Consider the following 16098-nt stretch of genomic DNA (forward strand, 5'->3'; position numbering starts at 1 on the left):
TCATCAAACAAAGAATGAAACGAACAAGTCCGTTTGTGTTTTGTTTGGGATTGGCCCCGCTTGAGGCCGCTCAGCTTGCCGCTGACCGAACCTTTGGGGTGACAAGAGATGACTATACGTGGGTTTTCGAGCACCCCGCAAACCGCACCCCATCCCGGGCGTGTCGCCACCCGCCCCCACCCGGGCACCCACGGCGCCGGCGCCCAGGGGGCCCCCGCATCCACTCCCACTCCCGGCCACTCCGGGCCGCCGAACCGCGGCAAATCACCACTTCCGTCGCCCCAAACCCGTCATTCGCCACGGCTCGACGAACGTGGGCGCGGACGACATCGATTTAACGAGAAACGGGCCCCAGCAGAAGCTGGAGCCCGTTCGGTGCAATGTCCCCCAGTGGGGTGAGCACTCCGTACTAGCGAATGCTGCGACGACGCCTGACGACCAGGGCGCACATCCCGGCAAGGAGCAGGGCGAACGCAAGTAGCGAAACAAGTGCTCCGTTCCAACCTGTGCTGGCCAGGCCCGATCCTGTCGTGGCCGCCGGAACAGCCGGGGCCACAGTCGCGACCGGAGTCACCGCATCGAGTTTCCAAGTCGCGTACAAAGTGAGGTCGGTGGTGACTGCCATGGTCGGGTCCCAAGCAACCGAGCCCTTCGCATCCGTCGTCCAACCGGCGAAGGTGTAGCCGTCGCGCGTCGGGTCCGAAGGAGGAGCAATCGTGTTGCCGTAGGCAACGGATGCCTCGGCAACAGCACTGCCCCCTCGTGAATCGAAGCTCACGGTCAGGCCCAGAACTGTCCACTTGGCGTACAGCGTCAGATCATCGGTCACCGCCACGGTCGAATCCCAGGCGTCCGAGCCCGACTCATCCGCGGTCCACCCCGCGAAGACATAACCGACACGCACCGGCGGAGTCGGCACGCTTGCCAGATTTCCGTGGTCGATCTGCTGCGGGTCGACCATGTTGCCGCCCCGCGTGTCGAACGTCACCGTGTAGGTGCGGATCATCCACTGTGCGAAGAGGCCGGTGTCTCTGCTCAGCACCGTCGCGGCGTCCCAGGCTGCGCCTCCAGTTGGCGCAGTGAACCAGCCGACAAAGTCGTATCCAGGTCGGGTCGGCCTTTCGGCAACGACACCCGCGTCGATGACGGTTTGAAGGGTCGGAGCATAGACTTCGACGCTCCCGTGACTGGCATCTCCGTCATTGAATTGGACCGTCAGCGCCGGGACGTCGATCGCAATTCCCGAGGGAAGAGTTCCAGTATTGACGAGGATTCCGGTGATCGTGGCTACTCCGCCCGAGAGAGATCCCGAGTTCTCGAGCACTCCATTGACGACGAGAGTGCCGCCGTTCACGAACGTTCCTGAGTTGACAAAGGTTTGTCCCGCAGGAATCCGAAGTGTGCTTCCCGGCGCGGTTTGCAGATTTCCGCTGTTCGAGAGTGAACCGAAGTAGTCACCGGGGTTGTCCTCGCCGGCACCGATGGCGATACCCGTGCCACCGCCCGCGACCACCGAGCCGCCGGTGATACTGACCGCCAAGCCAGTGCTGGTATAGCCACCGCCCAGTCCCGCTGCGCGGTTTCCGCCGATCGCGGCGACGTTTCCACCCGAAATCGACAGGGTGCCGGATGAGCTTTGAACACCGCTGCCGATGCCGGCCCCGTCGGTACCGCCCAGAGCGATCACCGATCCACCGGAAATGCTGATTGATCCGACGCCGCGGTTGTAACCACTGCCGATTCCAGCTGCTGCTTCGCCGCCCTGCGCCGTCACAGTACCGCCGGTGATTCTGATGGTTCCGCCCTCTGACCACCCACCGCTGCCGATGCCGGCACCCAGCCTCCCCCCGTTGGCGTGGATCGTTCCACCGCGAATGATGATGGTTCCCGCACCGCCGGCAGGCGTATTGTCACCGACCGGACTTCCGATTCCTGAAGCAGAATCACCACCATTCGCCGTCAACTCGCCCGGTCCGTCGACGTTCAGCGTCGAACCGACCCTCACCGCGATGCCCGCTCGCTCCGGCGCGCCCGTCGCGGTCAGCTCATATCCGTTCAAGCTGAGCGTCACGGTCGCTCCGGCGGGAACGGTCAGTCCGCCCGCGACGATGTCGGCACCGAGGGTCACGGTGTTGCCTGCGCCGGATGCAGCGTCGAAGGCTGCAGCAAGCTCGACGTCGGTGGTCACAGTTGTCGACATATCAGCGGCGGTGGCCGCGAGTGCCGAGCCAGCGACGATGCCACTCGACATCAGCGGAACGACGACGGCGAGGGCGATTAGACGTCGCAGCTGTGGTGCGGAAACTCTCGGGCGGAACGACATCATTCGGCTCATCTAATCCTCCATCGAAACTGGGCCGCGCTCAGCGTAGTGACAGAGGGGGTCATCAAATGCGCTTTTATCGATCCAGCCCCGAATTGGGGGGAAAAAACCCGCCGCATCCGAGTGGATGCGGCGGGTCAGGTCAGGCAGAAAACGCTCGCTTAGTCGATCAGGTCGTGACGCACCACGATCGCCTCGCGGTCGGGGCCGACACCGATCGCCGAGATGCGCGATCCGCTCATGGCCTCGAGCGCGAGCACGTAGTCCTGCGCGTTCTTCGGAAGGTCTTCGAAGTTGCGCACGCCGGTGATGTCTTCGGTCCAGCCCGGGAACTCCTGAAGGATCGGGGTCGCGTGGTGGAAGTCCGACTGGTTGACGGGCACCTCGTCGAAGCGCACACCGTCGACGTCATAGGCGACGCAGACCGGAATCGTCGGAAGGCCGGTGAGCACGTCGAGCTTGGTGAGCACAAAGTCGGTGACACCGTTGATGCGTGCCGTGTAGCGCGCGATCGGGGCGTCGTACCAACCGGTGCGCCGGGGGCGACCGGTCGTGGTGCCGAACTCGAAGCCCTTGGCGCGCAAGAACTCGCCGGACTCGTCGAACAGTTCGGTCGGGAACGGGCCGGCGCCGACACGAGTCGTGTACGCCTTGACGACGGCGATCACGCGGTCGATGCGGTTCGGGGCGATGCCGGAACCGGTCACCGCGCCACCCGACGTGGCGTTCGACGACGTGACGAACGGGTACGTGCCGTGGTCGACATCCAGCATCGTGGCCTGGCCGCCCTCGAAGAGCACGGTCTTGCCGGCGTCGAGCGCCAGGTGCAGGGTCAGCGCGGTGTCGTCGACCATCGGACGCAGACGCTCGGCATAGCTGAGCAGATCGGTGACGATCTCGTCGACGGTGATCGCGCGGCGGTTGTACATCTTGACGAGCATGTTGTTCTTCTGCTCGAGCGCACCCTCCACCTTCTGGCGCAGGATGTTCTCGTCGAACAGGTCTTGAATGCGGATGCCGACGCGGTTGATCTTGTCGGCATAGGTCGGGCCGATGCCGCGACCGGTGGTGCCGATCTGACGCTTTCCGAGAAAGCGCTCCGTCACCTTGTCAAGGGTGCGGTGGTAGGAGGTGATGACGTGCGCGTTGGCGCTCACCTTAAGTTTGGAGACGTCGACGCCGCGCGCCATCAGCGCATCGAGCTCTTCGAAGAGCACCTCGATGTCGACGACGACGCCGTTCGAGATGACCGGGGTGACCCCGGGGCTCAGGATGCCGGAAGGCAGCAGGTGCAGGGCGTACTTCTCGTTGCCGACGACGACCGTGTGTCCGGCGTTGTTACCGCCGTTGAACTTGACGACATAGTCGACGCGGCTTCCGAGCAGGTCGGTTGCTTTTCCCTTGCCTTCGTCGCCCCATTGGGCGCCGATCAGAACAATCGCTGGCATGTCTCGTGCTCCTCCTGATGAACTCGCTGGCCGGCCCCCGAGGCGGCGCCGTGCAGCGCAGGGTCCACCCCATCTTACCGGGGCGCCTGCTTGGCCCCGGCTGGACGGCCTCGCGAGGAGGCGGGCCTCACGTCACGCGGGTCGGGTTGGACGCGGGGTTTCAGCGTTCGGGGGTGGCCGTATTCTCGCGGCCGATCACCGGGATCAGCTGCGTCGCCGTGTGTTCAGATTCGATCCGGGCAATGGCCGAAGGATCCGAATCGTTCAAGAACGTGGTCAATCGGGTGACCTCATCGGTCTCGCCGATCTCAGCAGCGGCACGACGCAGCGCATAGAGCGCGCGCAGCACGCCGCGGTTGGGCTGGTGACGCCACGGAATCAGGCCCTGCCCGCGCCATCCGGCCTTGCGCAGCGCGTCGAGGCCACGGTGATAGCCGACTCGGGCATAGGCATAAGACTCGAGGATGCGACCGTTCGCGTAGGCCGCATCGGCCAACACAGCCCAGGCGAGCGACGACGTCGGGTGCGCCGCGGCGACGGTGTCGAGCTCGTGCCGCCCCGCTCGACTGAGCGCTTCGAGCACCTCCGGTTCTGCGGGGAGGAGAATCTCAGGCTGATCGAGCAAATTTTCACCGGGCATACTCGATGCTAACCCGGGGACTTCGGCTGCACCTGGGCGACGTCGCGACGGGCCGTCCCGGGACTTAGTGTGCAGCGTGCTCGATGGAACTCATGGTCGGCTCCCCCGTGGCCGCACCGTGCGACATCCGCTTCAGCCCATCGAAGCGAAACATGACCAGTTCGTTCAGGAACGCACGAGAGCGATCGCCTGCGCCCGATCGCGCAGCGCCAGCTTGGCAAAGATCGCGTTGATGTGGGTCTTGACCGTTGCGACACTGACGAAAAGGGCTGCGGCGATCTCCGGATTACTCAAGCCGTCACCGACGAGAGCGAGCACCTCACGTTCGCGCTGGGTCAGCGTCGGGAATCGGGAGGCGAAGGCCTCTGATGCAGACGCGGATGCGGGTTCCGACCCGTCGGCTGCAGCGGAAGCGCCCAGCAGCGCGTTGATCACTCGGTCGCCGACACCGGCGGCGAGGGTCGTTTGGCCGCTCGCGACGGCACGCACGGCGGCGGCGACTTCGGCCCGACTCGCGTCCTTGGTGAGATAGCCGCGCGCACCGGCGCGCAGGGCGCCCAGGATCGACGCGTCGTCGGCATAGGTGGTCAACACAAGAATCGCTGTTCCCGGGTTCTCGCTCAGGATCTGCAACGTGGCTCCTACCCCGTCAAGAATGGGCATCCGCAAGTCCATCAGAACAACATCGGGCCGGGTTTCAGCGGCTACCCGCACAGCCTCAACGCCATTCGCCGCCTCCCCGACAATAGAGATGTCGGGCAACAGCGACAGCACGGTGACCAGACCATCGCGAATGATCGCCTGATCATCGGCAACCACCACGCGGATCACGTCGGTCTCGATCATGGCGTTGGTCCTTCCCCCGGCCCGCCCAGGTTCAGATCCAGGGTCACCACAAAGTTATCGTCGGCGACTCCCGCGCGCAGGCCGGCGCCGGGTGCAAGCGCATCGAGGCGCTCCTGCATCCCGGTCAAGCCGTGACCTCCGCCGGTTCGGGCGAGGCTTTCGGCGCCACCCTCCGCAGCCGTCGGGTTCGGCAGAGGGTTCGACACCGAGTTCGAAACCGGGTTCGAAACCGGGTTCGAAACTGGGCCCAACGAAGGGCTCGCCGGATTGCTCAACGCCTGACCCGATGGATACCCGCTCCGCGGCATCCGGTTGGTCACCGTCAATGCCACCCGGTCGGCCGCCCACTCCAGCAGCACCTCGACGGGCTGGCCCGGCGCATGCTTGCGCGAGTTGCTGAGGCACTCCTGCAGGCCTCGATGCAGTGCATCCGCCTGCGCGGAATCCAGCGGGAGCGCATCTCCCCGCTCGACGAAGTCGACCGTGCCACCGAGCGTTCGGTGGGCGTTCAGCAGATCCTGAAGGCTGCGCTCGAAATCGGCGGGCGCGACGGCTCCATTCGCCTCGGCCTCGGGCTCGCGCAGAGCATCGACAGCGCGGCGCGCCTCACCGAGGCCCGATGCGGCGAGAGCCCGGGCATCGGCCACGCGCCGTTCGGCTGCCTCGACTTCACCGGCCTCGAGAAGTGCTTCCACCGCATCGAGCTGAATCACGAGACCGCCCAGGCTGTGCGCCAAGACGTCGTGGATGTCGCGGGCAATGCGAGAACGCTCGGCCAGCGTCGCCGACCTGGCGCGCTCCTGCTCGAATGCGACCCGCTCTTCGAGCAAGAGTCGGGTTGTCGCGTCGGCGAGGCGGTTCTGGCGCCGGCTGAACCCGAGCACCGCCGCCAGTACGAAGACACCTTCCATGCTGAGGAGGAGAAGGGGGAGGGCCGGGGCCAGCAAAGCCCCGATCGCGATGAGTGCCACGCCCGCGACGCCGGCCGACAGCCCGAGAGGGATCGGCCGCGATGGACGGCCGAGCAGCATCACGATACCGGCGAATGCAGGGGCGATCGCGAGCCCATTGGTGGGAACGGCGGCCAGCGTGCCCGCGGCGATCATCACAAGTTCTGCGGCGAGTGCGACCGCCGTCCAGGGCTGCGGCACGAGCACCCTGACAATCCAGGCCACGACCGCGATGGCGGTGATCACGATGATCGGCTTCTCCGCAGAGAGTGCCGGACCGACATCGATAAGAAGGGTATAGCCGACCACGCCGGCCCCGAGCAGGTTAAGGATTCGGCCGAGCAGACTCTGCGGCTGCGATGCAGCGCGCGCCGATGCGCGAGCGCGCGCTGCGGCATCCGTCGCCGTCATCGGCTGCCGCTCGGGTGCCCGCATTTCGCTCACTTGACAATCATGCTGCAGCGACGGGAGCAAGTCGGTCGACGCGGTAGGCGAAGACGAGGGCACGGGCCGCGCGGTTGGCGGCGAACATGATGAAGATCATTCCGGCGGATGCAGCCAATTGCGAGCCCAGCGACGTCGCGTAAACGTCGAGGCCGACGCGCACTGCGATGAGACCGATCCAGAGAACGAGACCGATCCATCCGGTGCGGCTTTCCAAGGTCGGGATGAGACCGCCGCCGCGCCGTGCGGAACGGGAAGCCTTCGCTTCCGCAGCCTCACGACCGAGCGGGCGGAACGTCGCCATCGCGCCCATGGCCGCGCCGACCCCGAGAGAGATGACGATCTCGATGAGGAAGATCGCGAGATCGAGCGTGGTGAGGTGAATGACAATGCTGCCACGGGTCAGCGTGAACAGGCCGATCAGACCGAGCGCGATCGGCATCCGCCACATCCGGGTGATCGACACGGGCTGCCAGGTGACCTGGCGATATCCGATCCAGCAGAGCAGCGCGACGATGAGCAGTGCGTTGGCGAGAAGTTGAACGGTCATGAGGATCTCCTGGGAAGCTGATCGAGGTAGATCAAGCTTTTCGAGCAGGCCTCGCCCTGCCCACAACCCTGGGGTGGACATGCGGGTGGAGATTACCGGTGATGGAGCCTGTCGAGATCCGGCGACTCGGTGTCGAGATCGGCGAACGAAGTCTCGACAGGCTCGACCAACGGGATGGCCGTCAGGCGCGATTAGACCGGGCGCAGCTGCCCGCCGAGCGCCTGCAAGATCGTCGCGGCGACTTCATCGCGCATGCGCTCCGGCTCGAAGACCAGCCACTCGAGGCCACCCATCAGAACGGCCCCGAACACGCTTGACGCCATCAGCTCGCTGGTGCCGTTGGTCTTCGCGGCCGGCGTCGACTCGGCAATTGCCGCGGCGAACTCGCCGAGGGCCTCGTGCCGCAACGCGAAGAGAGTCTTCTGCCAGGCCCGGTCGGTGCGGAAGATCTCGGCGGCCATCAGCTTGGCCAGCGCCCCGTTTTCTTGGATGCGGCCGAGCAGGGTGTCGACGAGGGCTTCGATCGCCGCCCAGCCGTGCAGCCCGGAGCGGGCGTCCCGCAGAACTTCTGCGAGAGCGCCCACTCCCTGCTCGAGCAACTCTTCGAACAGCTGATCCTTGTTCGTGAAGTTGTAGTAGAGGCTGCCTTTGGCCACTCCGGCGAGCTCAGCGACCTCGTCCATCGTGGTTCCGGTGATGCCTTTGGTGGCCGCCAGTTGAAGCGCCGCGTCGAGGATCGCCTTCTTCGTGCCGGTCACCCGTGGCATCAGTTCGCCTCTCGTCTCTAGATCGTCAGCTCGGGGTGCAGACGCTTGATCGTCCACATCCGCTGCTTCGACGCGCTCAGCGCACTGATTGCGAGGGATCCGACAAGCAGGATCAGAAGCAACGCCACCGAAACCCACAGCCTATAGTCGATGCCTCCGGTGATCAGTTCACGCAACCCCGTGACGACCCAGGATGCCGGCATGTACGGGTGCAATGCCTGGAAGAAACTGGGCGTGGTCTCGACCGGGTAGGTGCCGCCCGACGAGCTCAGCTGCATCATGAGCAACACCAGGCTGACCACGCGTCCGGCAGCCGAGCCAAGCAGGATGATGAACATCTGCTGCATCGCCAGGAAAGCCAGCGTCGTCAGATAAATGAACGCGCTCATGCCGAGCCAATAGGTCGGTTCTAGCCCGATGCCGTAGACCAGCACAAGCACCATGATGATGACCTGGCCGAGACCGATCGCCATCGCCGGCAGAAAACCGGTCATGACCGTGCGGATGCCGCTGGCCGAGGTCGCCAACGCCCGCGTCGGCAGTGCGCGCAGAATCAGCCAGGTGATCAGTGCACCGACGAAGGTGGCCAGCGCGAGGAAGAAGGGGGCGAAACCTTCACCGAAGCTGGACGATTTGTTGTCCCAGTTTTGTTCGAGAGCGATCGGGTTGGAGATGATCGTCGACTTCTCATCGATCATGCTGCTCGAATCGTTGGGAATCTCGTCGCCGCCCTCGCTCAACGCGTCGGCAAGCGTGTGACTGCCGTCGACCAGCTGGCCCGCACCGCTTTCGAGCTTGGTGCCGCCGTCGAGCAGGGCCTGCGAACCGTCGACGAGGCTGTCGGTTCCGTTCGACAGGGTAGAGGTACCGTCGGCGAGCGTCACCGCGCCGGAGTGGGCCGAGTCGACGCCCGCGGCGACCTGGCCCGCGCCGGCCGACAGCTGATCGGCCCCGGCGGCAAGCTGAGCCGCGACAGCCGCGAGCTGAGCCGCACCGGCATCCGTCTGGGACGCACCGGCGGCGACCTGGCCGACTCCGGCCTGCAGCTTCTGTAGGGTCGGCACGAAGGCGCTGGCCGGGGTTCCGGCCGGGGCGGCATTGATGGCCGCAATCAAGTCGGTGACGCTGCTGGACAGAGTGGCAACCCCGCCGGAGACCTGACTGGTTCCCGAGTTTAGGCTGCCGGCGCCGGTTGCGAGCTGGTTTGCGCCCGAGGCGAGTTCGCCCGATTTACCCGACAGGGTCGATGCCCCGCCGTTGAGCGTCGAGAGGCCATCGGCCAGCGAGTGGGCCCCGGTGTCGAGCTTTTCGGCGCCATCCTGAAGGGAGGTCGTTCCGTCGGCCAGAGTTCCGAGTCCGACGACGAGGTCGCCGGCCCCTGCCTTGGCCGTGTCGAGACCGTTGGCCAGGGTCGTGGCGCCATCGGCGGCATCCCGGATGCCGCTGCCCGCGTCGTGTAGACCGACCAGCAGAGTATTCACGGTCTGGTCGCCCACATTCAGGGCGACAGTGTCGCGCAACTGCACCATGGCTTGCTGGCCCATGGTCGAGGCCAGAAAACTGTTGCTGTCGTTGTAGTTCACCTGCACGACCGCCTGCGAGGGCGCATCGGTTGCGGCGGAGATCGCGCTTTCGGAGAAGTTCTTCGGGATCGTCACCGAGAAGTAGTACTCGCCGCTGCTGACGCCGGCCGCGGCATCCGCAGCGTCGGTCTTGTGCCAGTCGAGATCCTTGCCGTCCAGAAGTTCGGTGGTCACGTCGTCGCCGGCGGAGAAGTGCTCTCCGTCTTTCACCGCACCGACGTCTTCGTTGACGAGGGCCACCGGCAGATTCTTGATCTCGTCGTTCGGAGCCCAGAACGCCCACAGGTAGAGCGCGCCGTAGATGAGCGGAATGAACAGCAGAACTGCGATGGCAATTTTAGGCAGGGTGCCCTTCTTGAAGCGGCGGAGCTCGGTGCCCGGGGAGAGAAAAGCAAACATGTTTAGTGGTCCTCGGTGAGTGTGATGACGCTCGGGCGAACGGCCAGATTCGTCCAGAGTTCGGGTTCTGCGGCGGTCGCCGACACCACGACCGCGGTGCCGGTGGAGGCGATTGCGCCGAGGCGCTCCCAGACGATCCGCCGGGATGCGGGGCTCTGCAGCTGTTCGATCTGATCGACGAACAGGATGCGCGGGTGCGAGAGCATCGCGAGCGTCACGCGCAGGAGCATCGCCTGCGCCTCGTCGAGATCCCAGATCGTTGTGGCGACGCCGGGAAGCGGGAGCGGTCCGAAGACCGGGCCGGCAATGGCGGCGAAGTCGGCATTTCTCGGGCGGGGCACGAACGACCACCAGGGGGCAAGCCAGGCCTGGCGCTCTCGCACGGCGGCTCCGACCGACACCGAGGCTTCGAGTGAATCGATACCGTCAAAGCCGGCGATCGAGGTGTGCTTCTGCACGGCCCGAGCGTGGCGCGGCAGGGAATGGCCGAGCACCTCTGCGGTGCCCGACCCCTGACGCATCCGGCCGGCCAGGGTCAGCAGGGCGCTCGTCCGTCCACTCCCCGCTGGGCCGCAGAGCACGGTGAGACCGTCGCCGATGTCGAGGGTGACCGGCCCATAAACAGTGCCGCGTTTTGCGGTCAGGGCCAGGTCATCCGCCCAAATAGTCGACTGCACGTCGAATCCTTCTTCCTTCAGAAACTGTTGTACATATTTCTTGTACTGACCAGTCAGTCTAAACACGAAATGTGGGACTGTCAACGCGAAACCCGGGCCTCGCTCAGGGCGAGCGGCGACCTACACTGAAGAAACCTCAGCTGGGAGGGCGCATGATCATCACACTCACCGACGTGAGCAAAGGCCGGCGGGAATCGGCCTTGCCACGAATCTCTGCCGAGTATTTGAGCGGGCGAGCGTCGCTTGCCGTGGCCGAGACCGCGCAGCGGCCGAGTGTTCTCGGGCTGATCGCATCCGGGCGGATGCGCCCCGACAGCGGCGAGGTGAGAATCGATGACACGATCGACCTCGGTCAGCTCCGCGCCCGGGTCGCTCTCGTCGACGCCCCCGAGGTGAACGACCCCTCCGGAGAGGTGACGGTGTTCGGGGTGGTGGCGGAAGAGCTCATGTTCGCCGGGCGGCCGTCCGGGCCGCTCGCGACCAAGAAGGCGCTCGTCGATCTCGGCGTGAAGGAATGGCGCGATTGGACGATCGGCACCGTGCCGGCGATCGTGCGCATCCGGCTGCTCACCGAACTCGCGATCATGCGTGAGGACGTCGAGGGTCTCGTGATCACCGCGCCCGACCGGCACGGCGGCGACCCCGCCGACTGGTGGGCCAGGGCCAACGAGCTGGCCCGTCGTGGCTATGCCGTGCTGGTGATCGCGGGAGTCTCCTCGGCCGCCGCGCTCGGAATCGCCGCCGAGGCGGGCACCATCTTTCACGGCGAGCGAACGGAACGGCTGGAACTCGAGGCATCCGAGCCGGCTGCTGACACAGCTGCCGAGCCGTCCCTCGAACCGGCTGCTGAACCATCCGCATCGCCGAATCCCGATGGCTCGGAGGCCAGCGCATGAAGGTTCCCGCAATGATCGCCGCCGAGATTCGGCGGCTCACCAGCACCCCCATGGCCCGGCTCGCGCTACTCGCCCTCGCCATCGTTCCTCTGCTTTACGGCGGCCTCTACCTCTGGGCGAATCAGGATCCCTACGCGAAGCTCAATGAGATCCCTGTCGCGCTCGTCGTCAATGACATCGGCGCGACGGTGGACGGCACCACCTCGAATTATGGCGAGGAGATCGCGAAACAGCTACTGGCCGACGCCACCTTCCAGTGGCACCGCGTGTCGGCCGAGGAAGCGGCGCGAGGCATCGACGATCAGGTCTTCGATTTCAGCGTCACCCTGCCCGCCGACTTCTCCGAGGCGATCCTGTCGTCGACCGGACCCTCGCCACGTCAGGCCGACGTGATTCTGACCACCAACGACGCGAACAGCTACCTCGGCACCACCATCGGCGAGCAGGCGGTGAAGGCCATCGAGGTGCAGATCGTGGCGCAGGTCAACGAGGAGGCCGCCGGAAAATTTCTGGTCGGACTGTCGACGATTCGAACCAGCTTGGTCACCGCGACCGACGGTGCCCGGCAGCTGCTGGACGGTGCCGAATCTGCGGCATCCGGGGCCGCCCAACTTGCCGCAGGCAACGCCGAACTGGCAGCGGGTTCGGTCGCTCTGCGCGACGGCTTGAACACTCTGGCGTCGGCGACGGCCGATCTTCCGGCGCAGTCGGCCGAACTTGCCGACGGCGCCGCGCAGGTCGCCGCCGGCAATGAACAGCTCGCGACCGTCGGTAATGAGGCGGCCGCGGTGTCGACGGATGTCGTCAATCAGCTGCAGCCCACGCGGGACGCCATCCAGCAGCAACTTGAAGCCTCCGGCGTGCTGACTCCGGCGCAGATCAACGATGTGCTCGGCCGCCTTGACGTCTTGGGTAACGCCGTCAGAGACGGCAACTCGAGAGTGCAGGGCGCAGCGTCCCAGATCGACGCGTTGGCGGCTGGGTCGACGGAAGTCGCCGCTGGAGCCCGGCGACTCGCCGACGCCTCACCGCAACTGGCCGAGGGAATCGCCACAGCGGCGTCCGGCGCAAGCGCCCTGGCCGACGGCGCAGCGCAGGCGAGCGCGGGGGCGGCCCAGCTCTCGAGCGGCCTGCCCGAGCTTGTGAGCGGTTTGAGCACCCTGCATTCCGGCCTGGAATCCGGCTTTCAGAGCATTCCCGAAACCACTGAAGCCCAGCGTGCGGCGCAGGCGAAGAACATCGCCAACCCGGTCGCAGTGCAATCATCCGCCGTCACCCAGGCGGGCACCTATGGCGCAGGACTCGCCCCGTTCTTCGTCGCCCTGGCGGCTTGGATCGGCATCTACGCCCTGTTCCTCATCGTCAAACCGGTCTCCCGTCGGGCGATCACCGCGCTGCACTCACCGCTCAAAATCACCCTGGCCGGCTGGCTCACCCCCGCCCTGATCGGCGCGCTGCAGATGGTCGGCCTCTACCTGATCGTGGCGGTCGTGCTCGGCTTCAAGGTCGAGAATCCGGCCGGGACCTATGGACTGATGGCCCTGTCGTCGGTCACGTTCGCGGCCATCATCCTGGCCCTGAATGTGTGGCTCGGCAGCGTCGGACAGTTCATCGGCCTGGTGATGATGGTGGTCCAGCTCGTCACCGCGGGAGGCACCTTCCCCTGGCAGACGCTGCCAGCACCCCTGGCGGCCGTGCACCATCTGCTGCCGATGTCGTACACCGTCGACGGAATGCGTCAGCTGATGTACGGCGGCAATCTGGCCGACGCGTCGCATGATGTGCTGGTGCTGACGCTCTGGCTGGTCGGTGCGTTCGCGATCGCGGCGCTCGGAGTGGTGCGAATGACGCACTTCCGCACCCTGCGCGATCTCGAGCCGAGTCTGATCGGGTAGTGCCTCCCGGGGCCGAGTGGGCAAAGTAGACAAGGTGGACAGCCGGTCCGTCGCTCAGGAGCTGATCAGTTGCCGTTCGCTTGCCGTGAGCAATGCCTCTTGGCGCGAGGCGACACCGAGCTTGCGGTAGAGCGCCCGCAGCTGTGACTTCACGGTGTTCGGCGAGACGAAGAGCGCCGCCGCAATCTCCGCGTGATTGCCCGTGACCACTAATTGCTGCAGAACGACGCGCTCCCGCTCGGTCAGTTCGATCGCCGGGCGCAACTCCCCGAAGACCGACGGATGACCATCGACCTGCGCAAGCAGGGTGACCGAGCTCACCGAGCCTCGCGCGGAGGCAAGCGCAGCCAACGCCTCGACGTCACTGCGCGGCAGAAGAAGAAGGGCGAATCCCAGGCGCCGGTCAAGCATCAGTCCGGCTGCCTCATCGAGCACCGTCAGCGCGAAGTCATCGCGTCCCAGCCTCAATGCGGCGGCGGCGCGAAGCAGCAACGCCTCGCTCAGCCGACGCGTCGACATCCATCCGGCCGGCGCCACCTCGTCAAGCGCGCGAATCGCTCGCTCCGGCTGGTTCGCCAGCAAAGCGAGCCTGGCCCAATTCACTGCGATGCCGGGCACCGATTTGGGGTGTTTTCGAAGCACCGCTTCAGCTTCTCCCCCACGCCCTGCAGCAAACAGCAGCAGAGCCTTGCTTTGGTCGAGCCTGAGGCTCGTGTGAGAATTCAGCGATCTGGAGCGGCGAGCCGTTTCCGATCTCAAGAACGCCACGCCCTCCGGGGCACGGCCCTTGATCAGAAAGACCATTGCCTGAACCTGCGCGAAAAGCGGCCAATGCTCAATTGTCGCCAGGTGCGGCTCCATCACTGTCACATGATGCTGAGCCTTGTCGGCATCAAAGGAATCGAGTGCGATGATCCCTTCGGCGACGTGGCCGAAGGCCCCGACATATCCGTCGCGCCAGCCCTCTGGCCACTCGATTTCGTCGGCGAGATTCAAGAGCTCTTTGGCCTCCGGAACATCGCCGGCGAGAGCCAATGATCCGGCGTGGAGGGCGAGCCCGTGGTACCAGGCTCCCCCGACACGGCCGTTCGGGGCCGCCGCAATCTCGAAGAATTTCTGCGCGCGCTCCGGCTGTCCGCCATAGAAGAAACTCAGGCCCAACATGGAGGTCAATGTCGAGAGGTGAACTGAAATTTCATCGCGTTCCTGCACCGACATCTCGTCGAGGAGCACACTGGCCTGCTCCGCTGCCGACACTGCCTGGCCGATCTGACCGATCAGCCGAAAAGCGATGCTCTCAATCGTGACAAGCACCAAACGGTTGGTCAGCGGCTCCTTGGGACCGCGCAGCTTCGCCGACACGATCGCGAGGCCGAAGATCTCAATGGACTTCACCCGGTGGGTCTTCGACGCGTTGTAGGCCAGAGCAAGCACCATTGCAAGTAGGGGCGCGCGTTGCAGAGTGCGCAGGGGTAGTGCACCGACCATTTCGATCAGTAAGTCTCGGTGAAGCTCAATCAGGGAGTACCAGTCGTTGACGACGATGCGTGACGCCAGCTCCATGTCGTCGGCGGCGATCGCATGGCGGAGGGCCGATATCCCCCGGCCGTTGTCAAGCATCCACTCGGCCGCGATCTGGTTCAGGCGCTTGACGTCGCGGGGAAACCGGTGGTTCAATTCGGCGCGCAGACCCGCTCGTACGGCCGGAGTGAAAGCGAAGTGCGCCCCGCCCGGGCGTTCAGCCCACATCCCGAAGCCGTCGCGCTCGGCCTGCGCGAGCAGCTCGTCTGCATCGGAACGGGAGGTGAGCAACTCTGCGAGATCCAGTGTGAGGAAGTCGGCGACGGAGCACTGCACGATGGAGTCGAGCTGTCGGACACTTCCGGCGCTCGACGGCAGCCGCGACCGAAGGAGTCGGCCGCTCACCGCCGCGATCGATTCACTCAGTGACGGGAAGCTGAACCCGATTTCGCCTCGTGCCATCGCAAGGAGCACCCCGCGAGTCAGAACCGTACTCCCCCCGACTGTCTCCCACACCGCGCGGGCGACGGATCCGTCGTCATCGTCGATTCCGGCGCTCGCGAGCGCCTGTCGAGTCTCATCGAGTGACAGCGGAAGCTCATCGGGAGTGATCACGACGGGGGCGAGCGCGAGCCGAACCGAGTCGGATTCCAATGGACCCCAGATTCGTGTCAGCACCGTCGCCCGCAGGCGTGCATTTCCGACGAGGAGAGCGACGAGATCGCTGTGGATGTCGTCGTCGGCGACGAGGTCATAGTCGTCGAGAACGATCGTGGTTTCCTGCTCGATTTGCGCGAACCCGCGACGCAAGAGTCGGGACAGATCAGGCTCATTGCCGAGAGAATCCATCGAGCGCGCGAGCAGCCCGGTCTCGGGAAGCAGGCCGGCATCAAGCATCGTCTGGATCAGGGAGTTCCAGAATGCCAGGCGCGTCGTCGATCCGGAGTCAACGAGGTGCCACGCACCGGCGAATCCGGGCACGCTGCCGGCCGCGACCCAGTCGGCAACAGCCACCGTCTTTCCGGATCCGGCGGGCCCCCGCACCACGACGAGCGGCGAAGCGGTGTTGAGTTTCGCACTCAAATGCGGTCGGGAGACGTAGTCACGTGGAACACGTGGCGTTCCATAGAATTCCCCCGGCACTTTTTCAGGGTACCGG

At 65.4% G+C, this 16098-nt stretch carries 12 protein-coding genes; 2 read left to right on the forward strand and 10 right to left on the reverse strand.

Annotation, left to right across the window (positions count from 1 at the left end; translation table 11 throughout):
- Positions 1–409: 409 nt before the first annotated feature.
- The 9 genes from AC1DCF_RS03555 to AC1DCF_RS03595 form a co-directional block, all read right to left on the reverse strand.
- Complete coding sequence (locus AC1DCF_RS03555) at positions 410–2335, reverse strand: InlB B-repeat-containing protein (RefSeq protein WP_477209835.1); 1926 nt, start codon at positions 2333–2335, stop codon at positions 410–412.
- 149 nt (positions 2336–2484) lie between these two features.
- Positions 2485–3771, reverse strand: coding sequence for an adenylosuccinate synthase (locus AC1DCF_RS03560; protein ID WP_441792652.1), 1287 nt, complete (start codon positions 3769–3771; stop codon positions 2485–2487).
- Positions 3772–3931: 160 nt separating this feature from the next.
- On the reverse strand, positions 3932–4411 hold the full coding sequence (locus AC1DCF_RS03565; RefSeq protein ID WP_477209836.1) for a DUF3151 domain-containing protein: 480 nt from the start codon (positions 4409–4411) through the stop codon (positions 3932–3934).
- A 165-nt stretch (positions 4412–4576) separates the two neighbouring features.
- Positions 4577–5257, reverse strand: a complete 681-nt coding sequence (locus AC1DCF_RS03570) for a response regulator (protein ID WP_477209837.1) — start codon at positions 5255–5257, stop codon at positions 4577–4579.
- Positions 5254–6642 carry a sensor histidine kinase gene (locus AC1DCF_RS03575; protein WP_477210535.1) on the reverse strand — a complete coding sequence of 463 codons (1389 nt, stop codon included), beginning with the start codon at positions 6640–6642 and terminating at the stop codon, positions 5254–5256. The genes AC1DCF_RS03570 and AC1DCF_RS03575 overlap by 4 nt, the downstream gene beginning before the upstream one ends.
- A 16-nt stretch (positions 6643–6658) precedes the next feature.
- A complete protein-coding gene (locus tag AC1DCF_RS03580; protein WP_477209838.1) occupies positions 6659–7201 on the reverse strand; it encodes a hypothetical protein in 543 nt (180 codons plus the stop codon).
- Between the two features lie 191 nt (positions 7202–7392).
- Positions 7393–7968, reverse strand: coding sequence for a TetR/AcrR family transcriptional regulator (locus tag AC1DCF_RS03585; RefSeq protein WP_477209839.1), 576 nt, complete (start codon positions 7966–7968; stop codon positions 7393–7395).
- 17 nt (positions 7969–7985) lie between these two features.
- On the reverse strand, positions 7986–9950 hold the full coding sequence (locus tag AC1DCF_RS03590) for a YhgE/Pip family protein (RefSeq protein ID WP_477209840.1): 1965 nt from the start codon (positions 9948–9950) through the stop codon (positions 7986–7988).
- A 2-nt stretch (positions 9951–9952) separates the two neighbouring features.
- Positions 9953–10627, reverse strand: a complete 675-nt coding sequence (locus tag AC1DCF_RS03595) for a P-loop NTPase family protein (RefSeq protein ID WP_477209841.1) — start codon at positions 10625–10627, stop codon at positions 9953–9955.
- A 152-nt stretch (positions 10628–10779) separates the two neighbouring features.
- On the opposite strand from AC1DCF_RS03595, the gene AC1DCF_RS03600 reads away from it, so the two are divergent.
- Positions 10780–11523, forward strand: a complete 744-nt coding sequence (locus AC1DCF_RS03600) for a hypothetical protein (RefSeq protein WP_477209842.1) — start codon at positions 10780–10782, stop codon at positions 11521–11523.
- A complete protein-coding gene (locus AC1DCF_RS03605) occupies positions 11520–13418 on the forward strand; it encodes a YhgE/Pip family protein (RefSeq protein WP_477209843.1) in 1899 nt (632 codons plus the stop codon). Before AC1DCF_RS03600 ends, AC1DCF_RS03605 begins: the two co-directional genes overlap by 4 nt.
- A gap of 54 nt (positions 13419–13472) precedes the next feature.
- Here AC1DCF_RS03605 and AC1DCF_RS03610 read toward each other — a convergent pair whose 3' ends face one another.
- The gene (locus AC1DCF_RS03610; protein WP_477209844.1) at positions 13473–16082 is read right to left on the reverse strand and encodes a LuxR C-terminal-related transcriptional regulator; all 2610 of its coding nucleotides are present in this window, start codon (positions 16080–16082) and stop codon (positions 13473–13475) included.
- Positions 16083–16098: the final 16 nt, after the last annotated feature.

The sequence above is a fragment of the Leifsonia sp. 10L418 genome (genome assembly GCF_056395445.1).

Bases quoted from the DNA above. Each gene is read 5' to 3' on its own strand.
- AC1DCF_RS03580 (WP_477209838.1), bottom strand. From the start codon at position 7,201: ATGACCGTTCAACTTCTCGCCAACGCACTGCTCATCGTCGCGCTGCTC.
- AC1DCF_RS03575 (WP_477210535.1), bottom strand. From the start codon at position 6,642: ATGCGGGCACCCGAGCGGCAGCCGATGACGGCGACGGATGCCGCAGCG.
- AC1DCF_RS03605 (WP_477209843.1), top strand. From the start codon at position 11,520: ATGAAGGTTCCCGCAATGATCGCCGCCGAGATTCGGCGGCTCACCAGC.
- AC1DCF_RS03570 (WP_477209837.1), bottom strand. From the start codon at position 5,257: ATGATCGAGACCGACGTGATCCGCGTGGTGGTTGCCGATGATCAGGCG.
- AC1DCF_RS03565 (WP_477209836.1), bottom strand. From the start codon at position 4,411: ATGCCCGGTGAAAATTTGCTCGATCAGCCTGAGATTCTCCTCCCCGCA.
- AC1DCF_RS03590 (WP_477209840.1), bottom strand. From the start codon at position 9,950: ATGTTTGCTTTTCTCTCCCCGGGCACCGAGCTCCGCCGCTTCAAGAAG.
- AC1DCF_RS03600 (WP_477209842.1), top strand. From the start codon at position 10,780: ATGATCATCACACTCACCGACGTGAGCAAAGGCCGGCGGGAATCGGCC.
- AC1DCF_RS03560 (WP_441792652.1), bottom strand. From the start codon at position 3,771: ATGCCAGCGATTGTTCTGATCGGCGCCCAATGGGGCGACGAAGGCAAG.
- AC1DCF_RS03555 (WP_477209835.1), bottom strand. From the start codon at position 2,335: ATGAGCCGAATGATGTCGTTCCGCCCGAGAGTTTCCGCACCACAGCTG.
- AC1DCF_RS03585 (WP_477209839.1), bottom strand. From the start codon at position 7,968: ATGCCACGGGTGACCGGCACGAAGAAGGCGATCCTCGACGCGGCGCTT.